Consider the following 23,354-nt stretch of genomic DNA (forward strand, 5'->3'; position numbering starts at 1 on the left):
ACTTGATCAGGTGAATAAGAAAGGGCGACCGCGCGAACCCCCTTCTATTTATCGGAAGAGATGCGCCAGACTATAGTCAGTTAAGTCTAAAAAAAGCCATTTTGGCACACCCCCATGGTCGCAAGCACGCCGTTACCGCGCACCCTCGATGCCTGGCTCAAGCAGCTGGACGGTCAGCTGCTGCCCATCGCGGCCGATCATCACCTGCAGGTACGCCGCGCATTGGCCGACAGCCGCCGCTCGCTGCGTGAGATCGCCGACCTGATGCAGGATAGCCCGGCGCTGGTGCTCAGCGTGCTGCGCGAGGCCAACAGCAAGGGCAGCGCCCTGGGTGAGGCAGCGGAAAGCCTGGAGACTGCCCTGACCCGCCTGGGCTTGAAGCGCGCCGAAGAGCTTCTGGCCCGCTTGCCCGCCCGGCCGCTTGCCGATATTCCAGCTCCACTACGGCAGATCCAGCTAATCAGCCAGCACGCCGCTTTCCAGGCCAATGGCCTGTTCGCCGCGCGCCTGGCGCGTCTGTGGCAGGAAATTCACTGGGGCAGCCTGCTATTCCTATCGCCAGTCTGGGTCTTGCTGGCCGCTCACCCCCACCTGTTCGAGGCCTGGGAACGGCGTGTACTGATAGACGGCGAGCAGCCCGTAAAGGTCGAGCGCGACATGCTCGGCATACCGTTGTTCGCGCTGTGCCTGGCGCTGGCCGAGCGCTGGCGCCTGCCGGCGTGGATCTCTCAGGGCTATCGCTTGCTGATTGATGATCGCCGCCTACTGGGCAGAGCCCTGCACATTGCCCGACGCAACGATGAGCCGCTGCGCCAGCAGCAGGCACTGGACGCCAACCCAACGCTGCAGCGCTGGCTCACCCAGCCGGCCAACAGCATTCTGCTAGCCAATGTGATCGCGGTGTCGGCACACAACGCCTGGAACGGCCCCCACACCCGACGCTGGCACGGACTCAATTGCCTGTACCTGCAGCTGCCACTGACCGAGCTGCAGCAGCAGATCCACCAGAACGCCGCGCACAGCGCCCGGCAACTGGATACCGTCGGCCTCTGGCACCCCGCCGAGGCGCTGCTGTGGCCCTGGGATGCACGCCACTTCCAGCCAAAGCCAGTGCCGGCGCCTGCCCCGTCACCTCAAGCGATCGATTGGCGGCAGCTGTGCAGCCAACTGCTGGCCCAGCCTTCAGCCTTCAGCAACGTCCAGCAGCTCACCACCTGCGCTCGCCAGGCGCTGCAGGCCACTGGGTTGTCGCGGGTGGTGATGCTGCTGGCCGACCGCAACCACAGCCGTCTGCAGGTGCAGCAGCACGCTGGGGTGACGCCCAGCGCTGGCGGCCTGACCCTCGATCCGGCGCAGAGCCAGGTGCTGCGTCGGCTGCTGGAAAAGCCCGCACAACTGCGCCTGACGCCAGCCAACATGGCGCAATTCTCTGCCCTGCTGCCAGGCGACCTGAAAGTCTTGCTGCCTAGCGAACACCTGCTGATCCGCTCGCTGGCCAGCAACGAGCGGGTGGTGATGCTGCTGTTTGCCGACCAGGGCGGCCAGCCGATCAGTGACACCAGCGTGCAGGCCTTCACCAAGACCGCGCAGTGCATCGAGCGCGCGCTGGACACCTTCAGCAAACGTAAGCGCTGAGCGCCGCCGCTTCGCGGTATTCTTCTGCGCTACAATCGCCCGCTTAACTCAGCCAACGAGGCCTGTATGACAGCCTTCGACAATTTGCCGCTGGTCATCGAGCCGGTAGACCTCGCCGCACACCTGGATGCCCCCGAGCTGATTCTGGTCGACCTGAGCAACCAGCAACGCTACTTAACCGGGCATATCCCGGGCGCCCGCTTCGTCGACGGCAAACGCACCCAGGCCAGCCCTCCATCGGCTCCCGGCCTGCTACCGGAAAAGGCGCAGCTCGAGCAGCTGTTCAGCGAACTCGGCCATCACCCACAGGCCACCTATGTGGTGTATGACGACGAGGGTGGCGGCTGGGCCGGCCGTTTCATCTGGCTGCTGGATGTGATCGGCCACTCGCGCTACCACTTCCTCAATGGCGGCCTGACGGCCTGGCAAGCCGAAGGCCTGCCGCTGAGCCAGGATGCGCCTGCGCCAAAGCACACGCCGGTGTCGCTGACCCTCAGCGATGCGCCTACTGCCAGCGCGGATTACCTGAAATCCCGCCTGGGCGCCGACGACCTGGCCATCTGGGATGCACGCTCGGCCGAAGAATACCGCGGCGAGAAGGTGCAGGCCGCTCGCGGCGGGCATATTCCCGGCGCCATCCACTTCGAGTGGACGGCGGGCATGGATCCGGCCCGTGCCCTGCGCATCCGCCAGGACATCGCCGAACAGCTCGAGCAGCGCGGGCTGAGCGCCGACAAGGAAATCATCACCCACTGCCAGAGCCATCGCCGCTCCGGCTTCACCTACCTGGTCGCCAAGGCGCTGGGCTACCCGCGGGTCAAGGCTTATGCCGGCTCCTGGGGCGAGTGGGGCAACCTGACCGATACACCAGTCGAACGTTGAAGCCGATCTGACTGTCCACTTACCGTGCCCGGCCTGCACAGCCGAGCAGCCAAGGAATAAAGATGAAAGAACGCCTGTTTATCCTCAGCCAGCACCTGATACCGCACCACCTGCTGTCGCGCCTGATCGGCTGCGCCGCGCAGTGCCGCGCTGCCTGGTTCAAGAACCGTCTGATCGGCTGGTTCGCCAAGCAGTACCAGGTCGACATGAGCGAAGCGCAGGTCGAAGACCTCAACGCCTACGAACACTTCAACGCCTTCTTCACCCGCGCACTGAAGGAAGGCGCCCGGCCGCTGGATAATACCCCCGGCGCGGTGCTGTGCCCGGCCGACGGGGCGATCAGCCAGCTGGGCCGCATCGAGCATGGCCGGGTATTCCAGGCCAAGGGCCACAGCTACAGCGTGACCGAACTGCTGGGTGGTGACAGCGAGCGCGCCGCGCCCTTCATGGGCGGCGACTTCGCCACCGTGTACCTGTCGCCCAAGGACTACCACCGCGTGCACATGCCGCTGGCCGGCACCCTGCGCGAGATGATCTACGTGCCGGGCCGGCTGTTCTCGGTGAACCAGACCACCGCGGAAAACGTGCCCGAGCTGTTCGCCCGCAACGAGCGTGTGGTGTGCCTGTTCGATACCGAGCGCGGGCCGATGGCCGTGGTGCTGGTCGGCGCAATGATCGTCGCCTCTATCGAAACCGTATGGGCCGGACTAATCACCCCACCCAAGCGTGAGCTGAAAACCGTGCGCTACGATGAGGCAGCCCGCGGGCCGGTCAACCTGGAGAAAGGCGCTGAGCTGGGCCGCTTCAAACTGGGCTCCACGGCTATCGTGCTGTTTGGCCCCGAGCAGGTCAAATGGGCTGACGAACTGGGCGCCAACAGCCCGGTACGCATGGGCCAACTGCTCGGCCAATGACCAGATGGCACGCCGCGCAGGCCTGGCCCGCGGCGCCGCAAAGGCTGCGACGATGGCAAGATGCTGCTAGAGTCGCTAAACCTGACCAATCAGTCGATCGAATGCTGGCGCTGGAGTAACGAAGCTAGATGGATAAACAGAGCCCCCACCTTTTGCTCCGCGTCCCGACGCCGACCAAGCAGGGCCTGACTTTCTGCGACGCCACGCCACGCGACCTGAAACGCTGGATCGCCGGCCTGCCCAAGGCCAACATCGGCGAAACGGCCCGCCAGCTCTACCAGGCGCTGATCGAGCTCAACCAACTGCTGACACCTTCTGACAACCGCCTGCAATTGCTCGAGCTGCTACGCCCGGAAGTGTATTTCGTCTGCCAGCATCTGGAACGCCACTTCCTCAACCAGGCCATCGTCCTCGACGAGCGCCCGCGCAAGGTCGCCAACCTCTGCCAGGCGCTGCAAAACCACCTGGCCATCGGTTACAAACTGATCATTTCGCGCCTGGCTGTGCAGCCCAACCGTGAGCGCAACGCGCTGCTCGGTACGGCGCTGCAGCGGGCGGTGCATAGCCTCAACGGCCCGCTGATTCGCACCAGCCAACTGTACTGCCCGGTGCCTGAGGGCCTGTGGCTGGAGCTGCATCAGATCTACCTGATCGCCCGTCGCCACGAGCTGCACAAGGTGGTGATCCGCGACCCACTGGCACGCCACACCCAGGGGCTGAGCGTCGAGCAGGGCTATATAGTCGCCTTGCTGATTGGCTGCTCGCGTTGCAACCAGATGCGCCAGAGCGCCATTGCCCGCCTCGCCGAAGCACTGGAGGCCTGGAGCCCGCTGGTCAATTTGCAGGCTGGCAGCCAGCCGAGCAGCATCTTCGCCGTGGCGCCACAGCTGGACGGCCCGCCGCGCTACACCTCGCTGTTCCAGCCAAGCGAATTGCAGGGCGCGCTGGGGATCGACCCGACGCCACTGGTCGATGCGATCAAGGATCATCTGGAACTGCTGCCCGAGGATCGCGCGCGCTCTCGCCTGACGGTACCCGATGGTTTCACCATCGACATGCTGCAACATGCAGCAGCGGCCTGGGGCGACATCTCCGAGCGAACCTTCCAACGCACCCAGGGTACCGGCAGCATGACCCTCTGCATCGGCATGAGTGCACTGAACTATTACCTGGCCAATGGCCGCGTGTTCAGCGAGATACTCAAGCAGCAGGTCGACACCGCCGCCTCGTTCAAGCCGCGTAGCGGAGAGCCCGATGTGTGGGCCAACGCCCCGGATGCACGGCGTAACGAATGGGAAAACGGCCTTTCCTTCGAGGAAATCGAATATCCCAAACCTGCCCAGGAGCTGGAAACCCAGGCTGATGGCGGCGAAAGCTTCCCAACCTTCCTGTTGGCTATCGTCAACCATAGCCCTGGTGGCTATTGCCTGTCGTGGCCCAAGGAAGTGCCGACCCAACTGCAGGCTGGCGAGATCCTTGGTATCCGCGATAACCCGCAGCAGGGCTGGAGCGTTGCCGTGGTGCGCTGGATCCGCCAGGTGCGCGGCGGCGGCACGCAGATGGGCATCGAGCTGATCGCGCCCCACGCACAGTCCTGTGGTCTGCAGCTGGTACGCAAGGCCGAGCAGAACAGCCAATACCTGCGCGCGCTGCTGCTTCCGGAAATCGCCGCCATCTCCCGCCCGGCTACGCTGATCACTCCACGCCTGCCGTTCCAGGAAGGCAGCAAGGTGCTGATCAATATCAACGGCAAGGAACGCCGTGCCGTGCTCAGCCAGAAACAGCTCAGCACAGGCAGTTTCAGCCAGTTCGAGTACCACGATCTGGAGCAAAAAGCGGCGGATCACGCGACCTCCGTCACAGCCTCCAGCACCCAGCGCCCAGCCGGGGAGGAAGACTTTGACTCACTCTGGAAGTCGCTGTAGATTGCCGGAAACCCCTTAATTCCCGCTCTTTTTCTGCTGTCTTATCGCAGATTCGACTTCGCTAATGGCCATCGAAAAGAAAACCATCCGCCTGCTGATTCTCGAAGACTCGCAGAACGAGGCCGAGCGTCTCGTCAGTCTGTTCCGCAATGCTGGTAATGCCACTCGCGTCCATCGTCTGACCTCCAGCGAAGACCTGCTCGATGCCCTCAAGCAAAACTGGGATTTGCTGATCTGCTCGCCGAGCAGTGACAACCTCGACCCGCACGAAGCGCTGTCCAGCATTCGTCATCAGGGTAAGGACATTCCGGTCATTCTGCTGCTGGCCGACAACGAGCCGGACAGCGTCACCGAAGCGCTGATGCTCGGCGCCCAGGACGCCCTGCCACAAGGCGAGGACGAGCGCCTGGTGCTGGTGGCCCGCCGCGAACTGGTAAACCTCGAGGAACGCCGCGCCCGCCGCGCCGCAGAAGTGGCCCTGCGCGAGGCCGAGAAACGCTGCCAGTTACTGCTCGACAGCTCGGTCGACGCCATCGCCTACGTTCACGACGGCATGCACATCTACGCCAACCGTGCCTATCTGGAACTGTTCGGCTTCGATGACGCCGAGGAGCTCGAAGGCCTGCCGATGATCGACCTGATCGGTGCCAGCGACCAAGGCGCGTTCAAGGATTTCCTGAAGAACCACCAGCAGATGGACGGCCAGGAACTGGCCTGCGCTGGCGTGCGCACCAACGACAGCAGCTTCCCGGCGCGTATCAGCCTGTCGCCAGCGGCCTACGATGGCGAGCCGTGCATCCAGGTAGTAATCCGCGCCGAGACCGCTAACGCTGAGCTGGAAGAGAAGCTACGCGAAATCAGCAGCCTGGACCTGGTCACTGGCCTATACAACCGCAGCCACTTCCTCGAGCTGATGGATCAGGCCGCGCACCGCGCCGTCCACGACGAACAGCCGGCCAGCCTGGCGTACATTCGCGTAGACCGCTATGCAACTCTGCTCGCCGAAATGGGCTTGGGCGCCATCGACCTGCTGCTCACCGACCTGGCCACCCTGCTGCGCACCCATTTCCCCAAGGATGCCCAGCTGGCGCGCTTTGGTGACGATGTGTTCGCCGTGCTGCAGACCGGCCTATCGCCGCAGCAACAGCGCCCGCAGCTCGAGGTACTGCTTAAGAAAGCCGAAACCCACCTGTTCGATATCAACGGACGTACCGCGCAGACCACGCTGTCCATCGGCGTCGCCGGCCTTAACGACACCACGCCCAAGGCGGGTGAGGTCATCGACCGTGCCCAGCGCTGCGCAGACCAGTTGAATGAGCCAGGCACCCTCAAGCTGTTCGACCCGGCCGAGGAACTGGCGGCTGCCGCCAGCCGCGGCAGCGTGGTGGCCATGGTCCAGCAGGCACTGGAGCAGAACAGCTTCCGCCTGCTGTTCCAGCCGGTGATCAGCTTGCGTGGCGACGAGCATGAGCACTACGAGGTACTGCTGCGCCTGCTCAGTCCGTCAGGGCAGGAAGTGCCGCCCCATGAATTCCTGGCCGTGGCCAGGGAGTCGGGTATGGGCGAGAAGATCGACCGCTGGGTGATTCTCAGCTCGATCAAGCTGCTCGCCGATCACCGTTCCAAGGGCCACGCCACGCGCCTGTTCGTGCACCTGTCCAGCGCCAGCCTGCAGGACCCGACCCTGCTGCCGTGGCTCAGCGTGGCGCTGAAGGCCGCCCGCCTGCCTTCCGATGCGCTGGTGTTCCAGTTCAGCGAACCGGATGCGGTCACCTACCTCAAGCAGGCCAAGGCCCTGGCCCAAGGGCTCAAGGACCTGCATTGTCATATCGCGCTCAGCCAGTTCGGCTGCGCCCTGAACCCGTTCAACACCCTGCGCCACCTACCGGTGGACTTCGTCAAGGTGGACGGTTCCTTCACCAAGGAGCTGACAGACCCGGTCAATCAGGAAGCGCTGAAAACCATGCTGGCCAACCTGCACAGCCAGGCCAAGCTGACCATCGTGCCATTCGTGGAGTCGGCCAGCGTGCTGGCCACGCTGTGGCAGGCGGGCACCAACTACATTCAGGGCTACTACCTGCAGGGCCCGAGCCAGTCGATGGACTACAACTTCTCGTCGGACGATTGATCGGCGGAGCAGCACGGCTGCCCCGCGCCTATAGGATTGACTGGTGATTACCTGTGGGAGCGGGCCATGCCCGCGAAAAAATCACGGGGGTCGTCCCCGCCCGCTCCCAGAATGAGTCCGCCAGCATTACCGTATTGCCTGTAAGCTCGGCTCCGCTCTGACGAGCGGGTTTCTTTTGGCATTGCCCGGATGGCCGGCCCCGCCAAAAGTAACCAAAAGGTCTAGCCCCGACATCCGGTCCCAGCTTCGCTGGGGTTCCCTCATTTCATCGTCGTTCCGGGGCCGGCCTGGAAGGGCCATCCATGCCCATCAGGCCTCTCGCCGCATCCATGCGGCTCGTCCCCAGCACAACGATTCCATTCGGCCTCCTGAAGGGGCGATTGGTGTCGCCTGTTATTGCCGTGCAGGAAAAACATTAAAGAGCCAAAGTGGCGAGCGGCTGCTCTGGCCTTGTAGTTGCCGCTTTATTCGCACAAAGATCGTGAAAGGTTCTTAGCGCTGCAGATCGCGCTCGTGCACACCCAGCAGATACAAAACGCCATCCAACCCAAGGGTCGAGATCGCCTGCTTGGCCGATTGCTTGACCAGCGGTTTGGCGCGGAAGGCCACACCCAGGCCAGCGATGGCCAGCATCGGCAGGTCGTTGGCACCATCGCCCACGGCGATGGTCTGCTCCAGCTGCAGGCCTTCCTTCTGCGCCAGCTCACGGAGCAGATCAGCCTTGCGCTGGGCGTCAACGATCGGCTCGACGGCGACGCCGGTGACCTTACCGTCGACCACCGCCAGCTCATTGGCGAATACGTAGTCGATACCCAGCTTGGCCTGCAGCTGCTTGGCGAAATAGGTGAAGCCGCCGGACAGGATGGCGGTCTTGTAGCCCAGGCGCTTGAGCTCGGCGAACAGCCGCTCGGCGCCCTCGGTCAGGCGCAGTGAGGCGCCGATTTCGTCCAACACGCCAACGTCCAGGCCCTTCAGCAGCGCCAGGCGCTCCTTGAAGCTGGCGCGGAAATCCAGCTCGCCACGCATCGCCCGTTCGGTGATGGCCGAAACCTTGTCGCCGATACCGGCAGCCTTGGCCAGCTCATCGATGACCTCGGCTTCGATCAGCGTCGAGTCCATGTCGAACACCGCCAGGCGGCGATGGCGGCGCTGCAGCGAATCGACCTGGAAGGCGATATCCATGTTCAGCTCGTCGGCCGCGCGCAGGAACTCCGCGCGCAGGCCGGCGGCATCACCCGGCTCACCGCGCAGGGAGAACTCGATGCAGGCGTTTCTCGGCTGGGCGCCCGGTACCACCGGCAGGGACAGTCGCTCGATGCGCTCGATGCTCAGGCCCTGCTCGGCGGTCAACGCGCTGACGCGCTGCAATTGCTCGGCGCTGACCTGGCGGCTCAGCAGGGTGACGATATGGCGCTGGCTGCCCTGCCCTTCGACCCAACGCTGATAGTCGGCGGCATCGAGCTGGGTGAAATGCACCTGCTGACCCAGCGTTTGGGTCGCAGCCAGCACGGCCTCGTTCAGCGCCGCAGCATCAGCCACTTCCACCAGGATGCTTAGCGACGAAACGCCATGCACGGCGGACTGGGCGATATCGAGAACGGTGACGCCAGCCTGGGCCAGCACGCCGCTAACGGCTGCCGTGAGGCCGGGCCGATCTTCACCGGTAACGTTGATCAGGACGATTGGGCGCAAGGCGTACTCCGGGGCTCGCAGGACTATGAACGGTCTGCCGAACGGCAATGTGCAGCAGGGCCGGTGAAAAAACGCACATTCTAACCATTTCAGGCCTCTGCCGGCACGCGCGGCGCTTTGCCCTGTGCGGGCCGCTCGCTATACTGCGCGCCACTTCCAGTCAACGAGAGCCGAGCTCTGTGAACCGGCCCGCCCCCGTAAAGCCCGACAACTTCTTCCTCCTGCTCTTCCGTGCACTGCGCCAACGTCGCGTGCCGCTGGCATTGCGCATCGTCAGCCACAGCCTGCTGCTGGTGGCCATGGCGCTGGTGATCTATGCCTGGGTGATCGGCATGCAGTTCAAGCAGGCCATGCAGCAGCAGGCCGAAGCGCTGGGCAGCAGCCTGATCACCCAGACGGCCGCTTCGGCCACCGAGCTGCTGGTGTCCAACGACATCCTCAGCCTCAACGTGCTGCTCAATAACCTGGTGAAGAACCCGCTGGTGGCCCACGCAGCCATCTACAGCGTGGACAACCGCATCCTCGCCGAAGCCGGCACCCGGCCGAGCAAGAACATGCTGGGTGAAACCGAAGGCCTGTATTCGACGCCGATCACCTTCCAGGAGGTAATGGCCGGACAGCTGCGCATCAGCCTGGACATGCAGCAGTTCGAGCAGCCGATGACCATCAGCCTGCAGAGCATGGGCATTCTTAGCCTGATTTTGCTGGCCTTGACCCTGTCGCTGAGCCTGCGTCTGGGCCGGCAGATTTCCACACCATTGATGCAGATGCGCGTGTGGCTACGTGACCCGGACGACTATGCCCCAGGTGGCAACCGCCAGGACGAGATCGGCGACCTGGCGCGCCAGCTACAGGCGCGCCTGGCGCCGGAGAAGCCGGAACCTGAGCCCGAGCCCGAGCCGGAATTCGACGACCTGGATGAGCTGGGCGAGGACTTCCTCGACGACGAACACGAGGACGACCGCAATCAGCGTGACGAGCGCCCTGCCCCGAGCTTCGCGATGCGTGACCTGCGCGACAGCCGCTTTGACAGCGATGACGACTACGACCCGCCAAGCCGCCGCCGTGACGAGCACGACGACGATGCCTTCGCCGACCTCTATGACGACGAAGACAGCCCGGCCGTGAGTGCGCCGAAGGCACCGCGAAAAAGCGCTGTGCTGGCCGTGCAACTGGGCGCCCAAGAGCAGCTGCGTCGCCTGCCGCGTTCGCGCCTGATGGAACTGCTGGAAAGCTATCGCGGCTGCCTGGATAAGGCGGCGACGCTCTACAAGGCCGAGCTGCACACCCTCAACGATGGCAGCAGCCTGATGCTGTTCCATCACGAGGCCAACGGGGACGATTACCTGACCCATGCCATTTGCTGCGGCGAACTGCTGCGCGCCCTTGGCCACGCCCTGCAGATCGAGGTGGCCGACAGCGGCATCACCCTGCACCTGCAACTGGGCCTGACCCTGGGCGAAGACCTGCAGGGCCTGAGTCAGGGCGACCTGCTGCTCAGCGAAACCGCCCAAGATGCCCTGGCGCTGTCGCAGCACAGCCGCAACCTGCTGCTGGTCGAGCGCCGCGTCGGCGAAGACGCCACCCTGCGCCAGCGCGCACGCATCCGCGCCATCGCCAGCCCCGAAGGCGCCAGCTGCGTCGAGCGCCTGCTCGATCCGTATCCGGCACTGCTGGAACGACAGATGGCCAAGCTGCGCGAAGAGCGGTAGGGATTCGGCAGTAGAGATGAGGAAGGCCGGCATTTATGCCGGCCTTTTTAATGCGCGGTCCATTCGCAGTCAGCTTGTGGAAGCGCGGAGTGGGCAGGATTTTTCGCGGGCATGGCCCGCTCCCACAAATCGTTTCGTAAGGCGCGTCAGCAATCAGAGCTTGGCGATCGACACTTCGGTGGACTTCACGAAGGCGATCACTTCGCTGCCCACCCCCAGTTCCAGCTCGCGCACGGAACGGGTGGTGATCACCGAGGTGACGATGCCGGCGGCGGTCTGCACGTCGATTTCCGACAGCACGTCGCCTTCGACGATTTCCTTGATGGTGCCTTTGAACTGGTTGCGAACGTTGATGGCTTTGATGGTCATGGCTGAATCTCCAGGGGTCGTGAAGTGCCCACAACGGGCTTCAAGTCAGGGTTAGAGCGCCCAGCGCAGCTGGGTCGGCAGGGGTGAAACCGGGTCGGGTTCGGCAGGCAGCGCCGGTATCTCCAGCACGCGGTTGAGCACGTCGGCTTCCAGGGCCGCCAAGTGAGCGGAGCCGCGGTTGCGTGGGCGTTGCAGATTCACTTCGATGTCGAGGCCGATCTCGCCGTCCTCGATGAGGATCACCCGGTCCGCGGTGGCTACCGCCTCGCTGACATCGTGGGTGACCAGCAACACGGTGAAGCCGTGCTGCTGCCACAGGCTTTCGATCAGTTGCTGCATCTCGATGCGGGTCAGCGCGTCTAGAGCGCCGAGGGGTTCGTCGAGCAGCAACAGGCGTGGTTCGTGGATCAGCGCGCGGGCCAGGGCGACACGTTGTTTCTGGCCACCGGACAGGGACGCCGGCCACTCGTTGGCACGATCGGCCAGGCCCACTGCTTCGAGCACCTGCTGAGCCTTGGGCCGCCAGTCACCCGTGAGACCGAGGCCGACGTTGTCGATCACCCGCTTCCAGGGCAGCAGCCGCGCCTCCTGGAACATCAGTCGGGTATCATCGCGGGTCGCTGCCAACGGCCCGTTGCCGGCCAGCAGTTCACCGCCCGTGGGCGCGTCGAGCCCGGCGAGCAGACGCAGCAAGGTACTCTTGCCGCAACCACTGCGACCGACCACGGCGACGAACTGACCGGATGGGATACGCAAGTCGATATCCCTGAGCACCTGGCGCTCACCGAAGGATTTCTGGATGCCGCGAATGGTCAGCGGCGTGCCTCGCTTGAGGTTGTGTAAAGCATTCAGTGGCGCATTCATTTCGCAGCCGCTCCCTGATAAGCCGGGTGCCAGCGCAACCAGGCACGTTCGAGGCCGCGTGCAGCGACGTCGGCCAGCTTGCCGAGCACGGCGTAGAGCAGAATGGCCAGCACCACCACGTCGGTCTGCAGGAATTCGCGGGCGTTCATCGCCAGGTAACCGATACCGCTGCTGGCGGAAATGGTCTCAGCGACGATCAGGGTCAGCCACATCAGGCCGAGAGCGAAACGCACACCGACCAGAATCGACGGCAGCGCGCCGGGCAGGATCACCTGACGGAACAGCGCGAAGCCGGACAGGCCATAGCTGCGCGCCATTTCCACCAGCGCTGGGTCGACGTTGCGGATGCCGTGGTAGGTGTTCAGGTAAATCGGGAACAGGGTGCCGAGGGCGACCAGGAAAATCTTCGCGCTCTCGTCGATGCCGAACCACAGGATCACCAGAGGAATCAGCGCCAGGTGCGGCACGTTGCGAATCATCTGCACCGAGCTGTCGATCAGCCGCTCGCCCCACTTCGACAAACCGGTGATGAAGCCCAGCGCCAGGCCGATGCCACCGCCGATGGCGAAACCGACGCCGGCGCGCCAGCCACTGATCGCCAGATGCGTCCAGATTTCACCGCTGGCCAGCAGCTGCCAGCCGGCCTCGAATACCGCGCTCGGCGCCGGCAGGATGCGCGTGGACAAAAGCCCCAGCGCCACCGAGCTCTGCCAGGCGACCAGCAGCGCCACGGGCAAGGCCCAGGGCGCCAGGCGTAGGGCCAGGCTGTTGGAAGATGTCTTGCTCATCGCGTACCTCGAAATCATCGCGGGCCGGGCCATCCACGCCCGGCCGTGTTTCAGCTGGCCGAAGCCGCCTTGGGCAGAATGTCGTTGGCGACCATCTCACCGAACGGACTCACGTAGTTGGCGCCTTCCGGCAGCGCCGGGCGGTTCACCTCCAGGTGGGGGAACAGCAGCTCGGCGACGCGATAGGATTCTTCGAGGTGTGGATAACCGGAGAAGATGAAGGTATCGATGCCCAGCGCGGCGTATTCCTTGACCCGTTCAGCGACCGTCGGGCCATCACCGACCAGCGCGGTACCGGCACCACCGCGTACCAGGCCGACGCCGGCCCACAGGTTGGGCGACACTTCCAGATTGTCCTTGCTGCCACCGTGCAGGGCAGCCATGCGCTGCTGACCGACCGAATCGAAGCGCGCCAGGGACGCCTGGGCGCGGGCGATGGTGTCGTCGTCGACATGGGCGATCAGTTTGTCGGCGGCCTTCCAGGCCTCCTCATTGGTTTCCCGCACGATCACATGCAGGCGAATGCCGAAGCGCACTTCGCGGCCCTGAGCCTTGGCCTTCTCACGCACCTGGGCGATCTTCTCGGCCACCGCGGCGGGCGGCTCGCCCCAGGTCAAGTACAGCTCGACCTGCTCGGCAGCCAGATCTTGCGCCGCTTCCGAGGAGCCGCCGAAATACAGCGGCGGGCGCGGTTGCTGAACCGGCGGATAGAGCAGCTTGGCGCCCTTGACCTGAATGTGTTTGCCGTCGTAATCGACCACCTCGCCTTCCAGCACGCGGCGCCAGATGCGGGTGAACTCGACCGAGGCTTCGTAGCGTTCGGCATGGGACAGATTGAGGCCATCACCGGCCAGCTCGTCCGGGTCACCGCCGGTCACCAGGTTGAATAGCGCGCGGCCACCGGACAAGCGATCCAGGGTTGCCGCCTGGCGTGCTGCCACGGTCGGGGAAATGATCCCCGGGCGCAGGGCGACCAGGAATTTCAGCCGCTGGGTCACCGGAATCAGCGAGGCGGCGACCAGCCAGGAATCCTCGCAGGAACGCCCGGTGGGGATCAGTACGCCGCCGAAACCCAGACGGTCAGCCGCCTGGGCGATCTGCTGCAGGTAGCCGTGGTCGACGGCGCGGGCCCCTTGCGAGGTACCGAGGTAGTGGCCATCACCGTGGGTGGGCAGAAACCAGAAGATGTTGAGGCTCATGGAGTGGTCTCCTTGGAAATCGCAATGCCCCCGCCCAACCGGCGGGGGGCGGGAAGTTATTGCTGGGCAACCTTGCTAGCCGGGGCGTGCCAGATCACGTCGCTGATCTTCAGCGGTTTTGGAATCAACTTGAGCTCGGTGAAGGTGTCAGCGATCTTCTGCTGGGCCTCGACCACCTCTGGGGTGATCAGCTGGGCGCCGTAGCTCTGGCGCTGCACCGCCAGGCGAGTGATCTCCGGTGACAGGCCGAGCAGCGGCGCGACCTGGGCAACGGTCTGGTCGTTATTGGCCTTGACCCACTCGCCGATGCCGCGGATTTCCTCGACCAGCGCCTCGATCACCTCCGGGTGCTTTTCGGCATAGGGGCGGGTCGCCAGGTAGAACTGGTGGTTGCTGACCAGCCCCTTGCCGTCGACCAGGGTGCGCGCCTGCAGTTGCTGTTCGGCGGCGGCCTGGAAGGGATCCCAGATCACCCAGGCGTCGACGCTGCCACGCTCGAAGGCGGCGCGAGCATCGGCAGGGGGCAGGTACACGGGCTGGATGTCGCTGTATTTCAGGCCGGCTTCTTCCAGGGCTCGCACCAGCAGGTAGTGCACGTTGGAGCCCTTGTTGAGGGCGACCTTCTTGCCCTTGAGCTCGGCGACCGATTTGATCGGCGAATCCTTGGCGACCAGGATCGCTTCGCTGGTCGGTGCTGGCGGCTCGAAGGCCACGTAGAGCAGATCCGCACCCGCGGCCTGGGCGAATACCGGCGGCGTTTCGCCGGTGGTGCCGAAGTCCACCGAGCCGACGTTCAGGCCTTCGAGCAGCTGCGGGCCGCCCGGAAACTCGGTCCATTTGACGTCGATGCCCTTGGCCGCCAGGCGCTTTTCCAGCGCGCCGTTGGCCTTGAGCAACACCAGCGTGCCGTACTTCTGATAACCGATACGCAGTGTCTCGGCCTGGGCTTGGGTGATGGCGCCGAAGTAAATGGCCGCGGCAAACAAGGCGACCAGACTCCGACGCAGGGTGACAGTGCGCATGGCGCTCTCCTCTGCATTGAGTGTGTGGCCACCTGCTGCCTCGTTGACGGGCTAGTAAGGTGGGGCGGCAGCGAACTGCCTGGGATTTGTAGGTTGACTCGCGTCAGGCGCTCCAGCGCCCACTGAGCAGCCGCTCGTTCAACAGGCCCGGCTCGATGGGCTGGGGCCGGCGATTGAGCGCCTGAATCAGGTGTTGCAAGGCGTCGTCCAGACGCTGCTCCAGGGCCGGCGCCAAGTCGCCACCGTCCTCGGTGTAACTGATCTGGCTGTCATCGGCGAATACGCCGTGCAGCACTTCCTGGGCCTTGAGCGCGGACAGCACCGGCTTCAGGGCGTAATCCACCGCCAGCATGTGCGCATTGCTGCCGCCGGTAGCCACCGGCAGCACCACCTTGTGATGCAACGCGCGTTCGGGCAGTACATCGAGCAGGGTTTTCAGGGCCCCGGAGAACGACGCCTTGTATACCGGCGTCGCCACCACCAGCCCGTCAGCCGCTGCCACATGGGCTTGCAAGCCTTGAATAAGCGGGCTATCGAAGCGGGCAAACAGCAGGTCCTCGGCCTCGAAGTCGCGCACCTGATAGGTCACCACCTCGACACCATGGGCCTGCAGCCACTGCCTGGCCTTGCCCAGCAACACATTGGAACGCGACCGCAGGCTCGGGCTGCCGCCCAGAAAAACCACCAGCATGAGACGTCCTTACTTGTTGGGCTGCGGGGTGAGGCGCAGGTAAGGCTTCACGGCGCGATAGCCTTTGGGGAAGCGCTGCTTGATCTCGTTCTCGTCCTTGAGCGACGGCACGATTACCACCTCGTCACCGTCCTGCCAGTTGGCGGGCGTGGCTACCTTGTGGCTGTCGGTGAGCTGCAGCGAATCGATCACCCGCAGGATTTCATGGAAGTTGCGCCCGGTGCTCGCCGGGTAGGTGATGGTCAGGCGCACCTTCTTGTTCGGGTCGATGACGAACAGCGAGCGCACCGTCAGGGTGTCGTTGGCATTGGGGTGGATCAGGTCGTAGAGCTCGGACACCTTACGGTCGGCATCGGCGAGGATCGGGAAGTTGACCGCGGTGTTCTGGGTCTCGTTGATGTCGTCGATCCATTTGAGGTGCGAATCGACCGGATCGACGGACAGGGCGATGGCCTTGACGTTGCGCTTGGCGAACTCGTCCTTCAGCTTGGCGGTGAAGCCCAGCTCGGTGGTGCACACCGGGGTGAAGTCGGCCGGGTGGGAGAACAGAATGCCCCACTGATTGCCCAGCCACTCGTGAAAACGAATGCGGCCTTCACTGGAATCCTGCTCGAAGTCGGGGGCGATATCGCCCAGACGGATGCTCATGGCTGTGCTCCTCAGGTGAGTCGTTGCGTGGTGCTCACTATGCTGAGGAACAGAAAATATTAAAAAGAATAAATAATGATTTATTTATAACCAAATCAAAAAATCGTTATGACCCGCGACCCCGTCGTTCATCCGCTCAATCCAGCACCCGCGCCGGATTCCCCGCCACCTTGGCGCCAGCCGGAACATCGCGGGTCACCACGCTGCCCGCACCGATCAGCGCATCGTCGCCCACCGTCACGCCTGGCAGGATCAGCGCCCCGGCGCCAATCCACACGTTGCGACCGATGTTCACCGGCCGCCCGAATTCCAGGCCGGACTCACGTTCACCCGGATCGCGCGGATGGTCGGCGGTGAGGATCTGCACGCCCGGGCCAATCTGCGTCTTGTCACCGATGCTCACCGCCACCACGTCGAGAATCACACAGTTGAAGTTGATGAACACGCCGTCACCCAGGCTGATGTTGAAACCGTAGTCGCAATGAAACGGCGAGCGCACCACCACTCCCCTGCCGACCGCCGCCAGACGCTCGCCCAGCACCTGATTGCGCTCGGCCTGGGACAACCCCAGTTTGGCGTTGTAGCGCGCCAGCCAGGCCATGGTCGCGGCGCTGTCGGCCTGCAGCTCCGGGTCACTGGCCAGGTAGAGTTCGCCGGTGAGCATCTTGTGTTTTTCACTGAGCGCCATGGCGGGTCGCCTCCTTACGAATGTTCAGTAAGGAACCCAGTGGGGTGGGGAGGTTCCGGCTAATTGGCCGGCGGTCGCTCGGTGTCGATGATCAGGAAGTGATGCAGCGCACGAATCGGCAGGTCGGCGATCAACGCATCGAAGCCATCGTCCAACTCGTCGATGCGGGCGTTCTCCGCCTCGTCGAGCCAACTGCAGATGCTCCACAGCTCGATCTCCTCGGGTTCATCCTCCAGGCGAGCGAATACCGCATACAGATCACGCAGTGCCTGGCAGGCAGCCGGCAAGCCAATCAGGGTAAGCGCCTGCTGTGCCAACTCGAAGGTCGGCATGCCCCAGTTGGCGAAGAACTGCATCAGGCCGCCGTTGTAATAGTCGGCCTGCAAGCGCCACAGCACCACCAACTGCCGATCGCGCTGGCTGATTGCTTGCAGGTCCCAGCCGGCTGCGTGCAGGCGCTTCAGGGCCTGATCCTGCAGCTCATCCCAGGCCAGGTCGATGCTGTCGAACAGCCCCGCGTCATGATGCCGCCAACTGGCGACGAAACCACCGCCCTCCAGCCGCACGTCGTCACGCTGCGCGGCCGAAAGGCGGTCGAGGCGCAGATAACCGTCGAGCTTGAGGGCAAACTGCTGGCCATCGCGCAGACGGACATGCGCGGCCTGGCTATCGACAACCACGCGTTCGATCTGCAGGCAGCCGAGCTCGGCATGCAGGGGATGGATCATCGGAGCTCCGGTGGATGGTGAAAGCAGCCTCGACGATGCCAGAGCCGCGGCGCGAGAGCCAGACGCAAGGCTGTGCAAACTCAAAACAGCTCCAGCTGCCCGCCGATCAACGCCGTGAAGTCATCGTCCACGAATGGCAGGATGGCGTCGGCCACCGGCTGCAGCTGTTTGCCCAGGTAATGCCCATAGTCGATGGGCGCGCAGCGCAGTTCCAGGGGTTCGGGGCCGGCGACGCTGATCACGTAGCTGATCCAGCCGCCGCTCTGGTACTGACGCGGGCGGCCCATGGCATCGTTGTGTTCATCGGCCAGGCGCGCGGCACGCACATGGGGCGGCACGTTACGCTGGTAGTCGTCGAGGCGCCGGCGCAGGCGCTTGCGGTACACCAGCCGCTCCTCGAATTCGCCAGCCAGGGTGCGCTGCACGTAGTCGCGCACGTAGTCCTGGTAGGGCTGGCCCTTGAAGATGCGCAGATACAGCTCCTGCTGGAATTGCTGGGCCAGCGGCGACCAGTCGCTGCGTACGGTTTCCAGGCCCTTGAAGACCATGTCCTCACGGCCATCAGCGCGGCGGATCAGCCCGGCATAGCGCTTCTTGCTGCCCTCCTCCATGCCGCGGATGGTGGGCATCAGAAAGCGGCTGAAGTGGGTTTCGAACTGCAACTCCAGCGCGCTCTGCAAGCCGAACTCGGTCGCCAGGTGCTCGCGCCACCAGGCGTTGACGCCCTGCACCAGGCCGCGACCGATGCGCTCGGCATCCGCCTCGCTGTGGGCGCGGCGCAGCCACACGAAGGTGGAATCGGTGTCGCCGTAGATCACCGTGTGCCCTTCGGCCTCGATCAGCTCGCGGGTGCGGCGCATCACTTCGTGACCGCGCAGGGTGATGGACGAGGCCAGGCGGGTATCGAAGAAGCGGCAGCCGCTGGAACCGAGCACGCCGTAGAAAGCGTTCATGATGATCTTCAGCGCCTGGGACAGCGGCGCGTTGCCGGCGCGCTTGGCCGCCTCGCGGCCCTGCCACACGCGCTCGACGATGGCCGGCAGGCAGTGCTTGCTGCGTGAGAAGCGCGCGCCACGAAAACCGGGAATCGAGTGCTCGTCATCGGGCTGGCGCAGGCCCTCGATCAGCCCCACCGGGTCGATCAGAAAGGTGCGGATCAGCGACGGATACAGGCTCTTGTAGTCGAGCACCAGCACCGACTCGTAAAGCCCCGGCCTAGAATCCATCACGAAACCGCCGGGGCTGGCCTCGGGCGGGCGCTCGCCCTGGTTCGGCGCGACGAAGCCCTGGCGGTGCATCAGCGGCATGTACAGGTGGCTGAACGCCGCCACCGAACCGCCGCTGCGATCCACCGGCAAACCGGTGACCGTGGCGCGTTCGAGCAGGAAGGTGAGCAGCTCGGTCTTGGCGAAGATGCGCGTGACCAGCTCGCAGTCCTTGAGGTTGTAGCGGGCCAGGGCCGGCTTGTCCTCGGCGAACATGCGGTTGATCTCGTCCATGCGCTGGTAGGGGTTGTCGATCGCCTTTCCCTCACCGAGCAGCTGCTGGGCGACGTTCTCCAGGCTGAAGGACTGGAAGCTCCAGGTCGCCGAACGCAGCGCCTCGATACCATCGATGATCAGCCGCCCCGGCGCACTGGCGAAGAAATGCTGCTTGGAGCCATGCTCGCGCCAACTCAGCAGCTCGCCGCCACGGCCCAGGCGCAACGGCACCTGCAGGCGCTGGGCATGCTCGTGCAGCACACGCAGGTCGAACTGCACAACGTTCCAGCCGATGATGGCGTCCGGGTCATGGCGCTCCAGCCAGCCGTTGAGCGCCTCCAGCAGCGCGGCGCGGCTGTCCAGATAATCAAGATCGAAATCGACCTCGGCATTACCATTCGGCGGGCCGAGCATGTACACCTGGCGCTGACCACAGCCTTCCAGGGCGATGGAATACAGCTCACCGCGCTCGGTGGTTTCGATATCCAGGGATACCAGTTTGAGCTGCGGGCGGTAGTCCGGCGCCGGCTTGAGTTGGGCGTCGACCAGTACGCCGTCCGCCGTCTCGGTGCCGCCGAACAGCACCGGGGCGGTGATGAAACGCTCCATCAGGTAGCGTTCGGGCGGGCGGATATCGGCCTCGTAAACGGCCACACCGCCCTGGCGCAGGGTCTGCTCCAGCTGAAGCAGCGGACGTTGCTGCCGGCAGTACAGGCCGAGCACCGGCCGTTGGTGGAAATCCCGCAGCTGCAACGGGCGCAGCTCGAATTGCTTGTCGCCGGCGATCAGGGCCTCGGCGCGGGCACGCTGCTCGGCGGGAATGAAGGCCACCGAGGTTTGCGGCGGCAGGCGCACCAGGCGCGGGCCGGCGTCGGTCGACAGCCAGAATTCCACCTGGCTGCCGGCCGGCGTGTCACGCCAATGCCGGGTCAGGACGAAGCCCTGCTGTAGATCCACCCTGCCACCTCGAATGCTGTTCAGGCGGCGATGGTAACCCGGCGGCGCAACGCCTGCAGAATGGGGTTAAATGACCGCCAGATTTTGCACGGAGGTCCGCCATGCCCCTCGACCATCAACAACTGCAACAGATCACCCGCCGCACCCTGGCTCATTACCAGGCCAGCGCCGAAGACTTCCGCGAAGGCACCCGCGACCACGACGTCAGCCAGAACATCGCGGCGCTGCTACGCCATGTGCACGGCAGCGCGCCGCTGAGTATTCTGGATTTCGGCTGCGGGCCGGGTCGAGACCTGCGCGCCTTCAAAGCCCTGGGCCACCAGCCTGTCGGCCTCGACGGCTGCCCGCAGTTCGTCGCCATGGCCCGCGCCGACAGTGGCTGCGAAGTCTGGCAGCAGGACTTTCTCGCCCTGGATCTGCCGGCCGAACGCTTCGACGGCATCTTCGCCAATGCCGTGCTGTTCCATATTCCGAGCCAGGAGCTGCCACGCGTACTAGGCGAACTGCGCAGCAGCCTGAAGCCCGGCGGCGTGCTGTTCAGCTCCAACCCGCGCGGCGAAAACCAGGAGGGCTGGAGCGGCGAACGCTACGGCGCGTGGCACGACCTGGCCAGTTGGCGCCGCCTGCTCGACGCCGCCGGTTTCGAGGAGCTGGAACATTACTATCGCCCCTCCGGCCTGCCGCGGGAGCAGCAACCGTGGCTGGCGAGTGTGTGGCGCAAGCGGGAGAAGGTTTGATTCGAGGGGCGATACTATGCAGAGGCGTACAACTTTGGCTTTTTGGTGTTTCCTTGCCACAGCTTCTGCAGGCGCCATAAATCGCCCCTTCAGAAGGCCGAGTGGAATCGTTGCGTAGAGGGTTGAGCGGCATGGATGCCGCGAGAGCCGCGATGGGCCAGGGATGGCCCTTCGCGGCGGGCCCTCGGAGCAACGATGTAGCGAGGGAACCACGGCGAAGCCGGGGCCGGATGTCGGGGCTAGACCTTTTGGTTCCTTTTGGGGCAATGCCAAAAGGAACCCGCTCGTCAGAGCGGAACTGGACACGTACGCGACACGATAACTCTGGCCGCACGCGGGGGCCGGGTAAAACGTCGTCCAACTTACAAGCTCTGGCGACCTCAGCCTCGAGAAGAGCTAAATCTCCACCTGCGTCCCCAACTCGATCACCCGATTCACCGGCAGCCGGAAGAAGCCCAGCGAGCTACCGGCGTTCTTCTGCAGCACGGCGAACAGGCGCTCGCGCCACATGGCCATGCCGATGCGCTCGGAGGGGATCACCGTTTCCCGGCTGAGGAAATAGGTGGTCTGCATCGGCGGGCAGTCGATGCCCTTTTCGCTCAGTTGGGCCAGGGCGCGGGGAATGTCCGGCGCCTCGAGGAAGCCGAAGCGCAGGCGCACACGGTAGAAGCCCTGGTCGTAGGCCTCCAGATCGAAGCGTTCGGCCAGCGGCACCCGCGGGCGGTCCTCGTAAAGGACGGTGAGCAGCATCACCCGCTCGTGCAGCACCTGGTTGTGCAGCAGGTTGTGCAACAGCGCATGGGGCACCACCTCGACCCGGCTGGTGAGGAACACTGCCGTGCCGGTCACCCGATGGGGCGGCTGCAGGGCGATGCTGGCGATGAAGTCGCGCAGCACCAGAGAGTGTTCGTCGAGCCGTTCGAGCACCAGTTGGCGACCGCGTTTCCAGGTTGTCATCAGACCGAACAGCAGCAGGCCGACGACCATCGGCACCGCACCGCCGCCGATGATCTTCGGCACGTTGGCGGCGAAGAATATGCCGTCGACCAGCAGGAACACCGCCAGCAGCGGTACGGCCAGCACCTTCGGCCAACGCCACAGCAGCAGGATCACCGACGACACCAGCAGCGTAGTGCACAGCATGGTGCCGGTCACCGCCACGCCGTAGGCGCCAGCCAGGCCGCTGGACGACTGGAAGCCGAGCACCAGCAGCACCACACCGACCAGCAGCATGCTGTTGATCATCGGGATGTAGATCTGCCCCTGCTCGGCACTGGAGGTGTGCAGGATCTGCATGCGCGGCACGTAGCCGAGCTGGATGGCCTGGCGAGTCACCGAGAAGGCTCCGGTGATCACCGCCTGGGAGGCGATGATGGTGGCCAGCGTCGAGAGGCCGATCAGCGGGATCAGCGCCCAGCCCGGCGCCAGCAGATAAAACGGGTTGCGCACCGCCTCGGGGTCGCCGAGCAACAGCGCGCCCTGGCCGAAGTAGTTGAGGATCAGGCACGGGAATGCCAGGAACAGCCAGGCATGCACGATGGGCTTGCGACCGAAATGACCGAGGTCGGCGTACAGCGCCTCGGCCCCGGTGATGGTCAGCACCACCGCGCCCATCACCGTCAGGCCGAGCAGCGGATTGGCGATGAAGAACTGCAGCGCCCAGTAGGGGTTGAGCGATAGCAACACTTCCGGGCGCTGCACGATGCCATGCACGCCCAGGGCGCCGAGCACCAGAAACCACACCACCATCACCGGGCCGAACAGGTAACCGATGCGCGCGGTGCCATGGCGCTGCAGCAGGAACAGCGGAATCAGGATCAACAGCGCCAGCGGCACCACCCAATGGTCGATGCCGTCGACCACCAGGCCGACGCCTTCGACCGCGGAAAGCACCGAGACCGCCGGCGTGAGCATGCTGTCGCCGTAGAATAGCGCGGCGCCGAACAGGCCGAGCATGATCAGCACGGTGCGCAGCCGCGGATAATCGGCGGCCGCCCGTTGCGCCAGGGCGGTGAGCGCCATGATGCCGCCCTCGCCGCCGTTGTCGGCGCGCAGGATGAACATCACGTACTTGACCGTGACCACCAGGGTCAGCGACCAGAAAATCAGCGACAGGATGCCCAGCACGCTGGCCTGGGACAGGCCGACGCCGTAATGCGGCGAGAAGATTTCCTTGAGGCTGTACAGCGGGCTGGTACCGATGTCGCCATAGACGATGCCGACGGCGCCGACCAACAGGGCGATGGGCGAGGTACGGGAAGGGGTGCTCACGTTGCAGGGTATCCGTGATGAAC

The 23,354-nt window shown here is 64.5% G+C and carries 19 protein-coding genes; 7 read left to right on the top strand and 12 right to left on the bottom strand.

Annotated elements, in window-relative coordinates; genetic code table 11:
• Window positions 1-114: 114 nt before the first annotated feature.
• The 5 genes from FB481_RS18605 (at window position 115) to FB481_RS18625 (ending at window position 7,484) form a co-directional block, all read left to right on the top strand.
• The gene (locus FB481_RS18605) at window positions 115-1,635 is read left to right on the top strand and encodes an HDOD domain-containing protein (protein ID WP_147177313.1); all 1,521 of its coding nucleotides are present in this window, start codon (window positions 115-117) and stop codon (window positions 1,633-1,635) included.
• Between the two features lie 66 nt (window positions 1,636-1,701).
• Entirely contained in the window at window positions 1,702-2,517 is an 816-nt protein-coding gene (locus FB481_RS18610) for a rhodanese-like domain-containing protein (RefSeq protein ID WP_147177314.1), read from the top strand.
• 56 nt (window positions 2,518-2,573) lie between these two features.
• On the top strand, window positions 2,574-3,431 hold the full coding sequence (gene asd, locus FB481_RS18615) for an archaetidylserine decarboxylase (protein ID WP_167363176.1): 858 nt from the start codon (window positions 2,574-2,576) through the stop codon (window positions 3,429-3,431).
• A 128-nt stretch (window positions 3,432-3,559) separates the two neighbouring features.
• On the top strand, window positions 3,560-5,356 hold the full coding sequence (locus FB481_RS18620; RefSeq protein ID WP_147177315.1) for a molecular chaperone: 1,797 nt from the start codon (window positions 3,560-3,562) through the stop codon (window positions 5,354-5,356).
• 64 nt (window positions 5,357-5,420) lie between these two features.
• On the top strand, window positions 5,421-7,484 hold the full coding sequence (locus FB481_RS18625; RefSeq protein ID WP_147177316.1) for an EAL domain-containing protein: 2,064 nt from the start codon (window positions 5,421-5,423) through the stop codon (window positions 7,482-7,484).
• Between the two features lie 492 nt (window positions 7,485-7,976).
• On the opposite strand, the gene serB is transcribed toward FB481_RS18625, so the two are convergent.
• On the bottom strand, window positions 7,977-9,176 hold the full coding sequence (gene serB, locus FB481_RS18630; RefSeq protein WP_147177317.1) for a phosphoserine phosphatase SerB: 1,200 nt from the start codon (window positions 9,174-9,176) through the stop codon (window positions 7,977-7,979).
• 179 nt (window positions 9,177-9,355) lie between these two features.
• Between serB and FB481_RS18635 the strand changes: the two genes are divergently transcribed.
• On the top strand, window positions 9,356-10,888 hold the full coding sequence (locus FB481_RS18635) for an AhpA/YtjB family protein (protein ID WP_147177318.1): 1,533 nt from the start codon (window positions 9,356-9,358) through the stop codon (window positions 10,886-10,888).
• Window positions 10,889-11,041: 153 nt separating this feature from the next.
• On the opposite strand, the gene FB481_RS18640 is transcribed toward FB481_RS18635, so the two are convergent.
• The 10 genes from FB481_RS18640 to FB481_RS18685 all read right to left on the bottom strand — a co-directional run bounded on the left by FB481_RS18640 (window position 11,042) and on the right by FB481_RS18685 (window position 20,323).
• The gene (locus FB481_RS18640; RefSeq protein ID WP_013793202.1) at window positions 11,042-11,257 is read right to left on the bottom strand and encodes a molybdopterin-binding protein; all 216 of its coding nucleotides are present in this window, start codon (window positions 11,255-11,257) and stop codon (window positions 11,042-11,044) included.
• A 51-nt stretch (window positions 11,258-11,308) separates the two neighbouring features.
• A complete protein-coding gene (ssuB, locus tag FB481_RS18645) occupies window positions 11,309-12,121 on the bottom strand; it encodes an aliphatic sulfonates ABC transporter ATP-binding protein (protein ID WP_147177319.1) in 813 nt (270 codons plus the stop codon).
• Window positions 12,118-12,909 (bottom strand): aliphatic sulfonate ABC transporter permease SsuC, encoded by a 792-nt coding sequence (gene ssuC / locus FB481_RS18650; RefSeq protein ID WP_147177320.1) that lies wholly within the window; start codon window positions 12,907-12,909, stop codon window positions 12,118-12,120. The genes ssuB and ssuC overlap by 4 nt, the downstream gene beginning before the upstream one ends.
• A gap of 50 nt (window positions 12,910-12,959) precedes the next feature.
• Window positions 12,960-14,108 (bottom strand): FMNH2-dependent alkanesulfonate monooxygenase, encoded by a 1,149-nt coding sequence (gene ssuD / locus FB481_RS18655; protein WP_147177321.1) that lies wholly within the window; start codon window positions 14,106-14,108, stop codon window positions 12,960-12,962.
• A 56-nt stretch (window positions 14,109-14,164) separates the two neighbouring features.
• A complete protein-coding gene (locus FB481_RS18660; RefSeq protein ID WP_147177322.1) occupies window positions 14,165-15,130 on the bottom strand; it encodes a sulfonate ABC transporter substrate-binding protein in 966 nt (321 codons plus the stop codon).
• 103 nt (window positions 15,131-15,233) lie between these two features.
• Complete coding sequence (gene ssuE, locus FB481_RS18665) at window positions 15,234-15,821, bottom strand: NADPH-dependent FMN reductase (protein ID WP_093506402.1); 588 nt, start codon at window positions 15,819-15,821, stop codon at window positions 15,234-15,236.
• A gap of 9 nt (window positions 15,822-15,830) precedes the next feature.
• A complete protein-coding gene (locus FB481_RS18670) occupies window positions 15,831-16,469 on the bottom strand; it encodes a peroxiredoxin (protein WP_147177323.1) in 639 nt (212 codons plus the stop codon).
• Window positions 16,470-16,605: 136 nt separating this feature from the next.
• Window positions 16,606-17,157, bottom strand: coding sequence for a sugar O-acetyltransferase (locus tag FB481_RS18675; RefSeq protein ID WP_093506398.1), 552 nt, complete (start codon window positions 17,155-17,157; stop codon window positions 16,606-16,608).
• A 59-nt stretch (window positions 17,158-17,216) separates the two neighbouring features.
• Window positions 17,217-17,885: a DUF4375 domain-containing protein gene (locus tag FB481_RS18680; RefSeq protein WP_147177324.1), complete on the bottom strand. Its 669-nt coding sequence runs from the start codon at window positions 17,883-17,885 to the stop codon at window positions 17,217-17,219.
• Between the two features lie 80 nt (window positions 17,886-17,965).
• Window positions 17,966-20,323, bottom strand: a complete 2,358-nt coding sequence (locus tag FB481_RS18685; protein ID WP_147177325.1) for a DNA polymerase II — start codon at window positions 20,321-20,323, stop codon at window positions 17,966-17,968.
• A gap of 101 nt (window positions 20,324-20,424) precedes the next feature.
• Here FB481_RS18685 and FB481_RS18690 point away from each other — a divergent pair, with 101 nt between their 5' ends.
• Window positions 20,425-21,060, top strand: coding sequence for a bifunctional 2-polyprenyl-6-hydroxyphenol methylase/3-demethylubiquinol 3-O-methyltransferase UbiG (locus FB481_RS18690; RefSeq protein WP_147177326.1), 636 nt, complete (start codon window positions 20,425-20,427; stop codon window positions 21,058-21,060).
• Between the two features lie 396 nt (window positions 21,061-21,456).
• Here the strand turns inward: FB481_RS18690 and FB481_RS18695 are convergent, their stop codons facing one another.
• Entirely contained in the window at window positions 21,457-23,331 is a 1,875-nt protein-coding gene (locus tag FB481_RS18695; protein ID WP_147177327.1) for a potassium transporter Kup, read from the bottom strand.
• Window positions 23,332-23,354: the final 23 nt, after the last annotated feature.

It is taken from the genome of Pseudomonas sp. AG1028, assembly GCF_007993955.1.
GTDB classification, from domain to species: Bacteria; Pseudomonadota; Gammaproteobacteria; order Pseudomonadales; family Pseudomonadaceae; genus Aquipseudomonas; species Aquipseudomonas straminea.

What these genes read in the sequence shown, in the direction of transcription:
- FB481_RS18605 (WP_147177313.1), top strand. Translation starts at nt 115, where the DNA reads ATGGTCGCAAGCACGCCGTTACCGCGCACCCTCGATGCCTGGCTCAAG.
- FB481_RS18610 (WP_147177314.1), top strand. Translation starts at nt 1,702, where the DNA reads ATGACAGCCTTCGACAATTTGCCGCTGGTCATCGAGCCGGTAGACCTC.
- FB481_RS18620 (WP_147177315.1), top strand. Translation starts at nt 3,560, where the DNA reads ATGGATAAACAGAGCCCCCACCTTTTGCTCCGCGTCCCGACGCCGACC.
- FB481_RS18625 (WP_147177316.1), top strand. Translation starts at nt 5,421, where the DNA reads ATGGCCATCGAAAAGAAAACCATCCGCCTGCTGATTCTCGAAGACTCG.
- FB481_RS18640 (WP_013793202.1), bottom strand. Translation starts at nt 11,257, where the DNA reads ATGACCATCAAAGCCATCAACGTTCGCAACCAGTTCAAAGGCACCATC.
- ssuB (WP_147177319.1), bottom strand. Translation starts at nt 12,121, where the DNA reads ATGAATGCGCCACTGAATGCTTTACACAACCTCAAGCGAGGCACGCCG.
- ssuC (WP_147177320.1), bottom strand. Translation starts at nt 12,909, where the DNA reads ATGAGCAAGACATCTTCCAACAGCCTGGCCCTACGCCTGGCGCCCTGG.
- ssuD (WP_147177321.1), bottom strand. Translation starts at nt 14,108, where the DNA reads ATGAGCCTCAACATCTTCTGGTTTCTGCCCACCCACGGTGATGGCCAC.
- FB481_RS18660 (WP_147177322.1), bottom strand. Translation starts at nt 15,130, where the DNA reads ATGCGCACTGTCACCCTGCGTCGGAGTCTGGTCGCCTTGTTTGCCGCG.
- ssuE (WP_093506402.1), bottom strand. Translation starts at nt 15,821, where the DNA reads ATGCTGGTGGTTTTTCTGGGCGGCAGCCCGAGCCTGCGGTCGCGTTCC.
- FB481_RS18670 (WP_147177323.1), bottom strand. Translation starts at nt 16,469, where the DNA reads ATGAGCATCCGTCTGGGCGATATCGCCCCCGACTTCGAGCAGGATTCC.
- FB481_RS18675 (WP_093506398.1), bottom strand. Translation starts at nt 17,157, where the DNA reads ATGGCGCTCAGTGAAAAACACAAGATGCTCACCGGCGAACTCTACCTG.
- FB481_RS18680 (WP_147177324.1), bottom strand. Translation starts at nt 17,885, where the DNA reads ATGATCCATCCCCTGCATGCCGAGCTCGGCTGCCTGCAGATCGAACGC.
- FB481_RS18690 (WP_147177326.1), top strand. Translation starts at nt 20,425, where the DNA reads ATGCCCCTCGACCATCAACAACTGCAACAGATCACCCGCCGCACCCTG.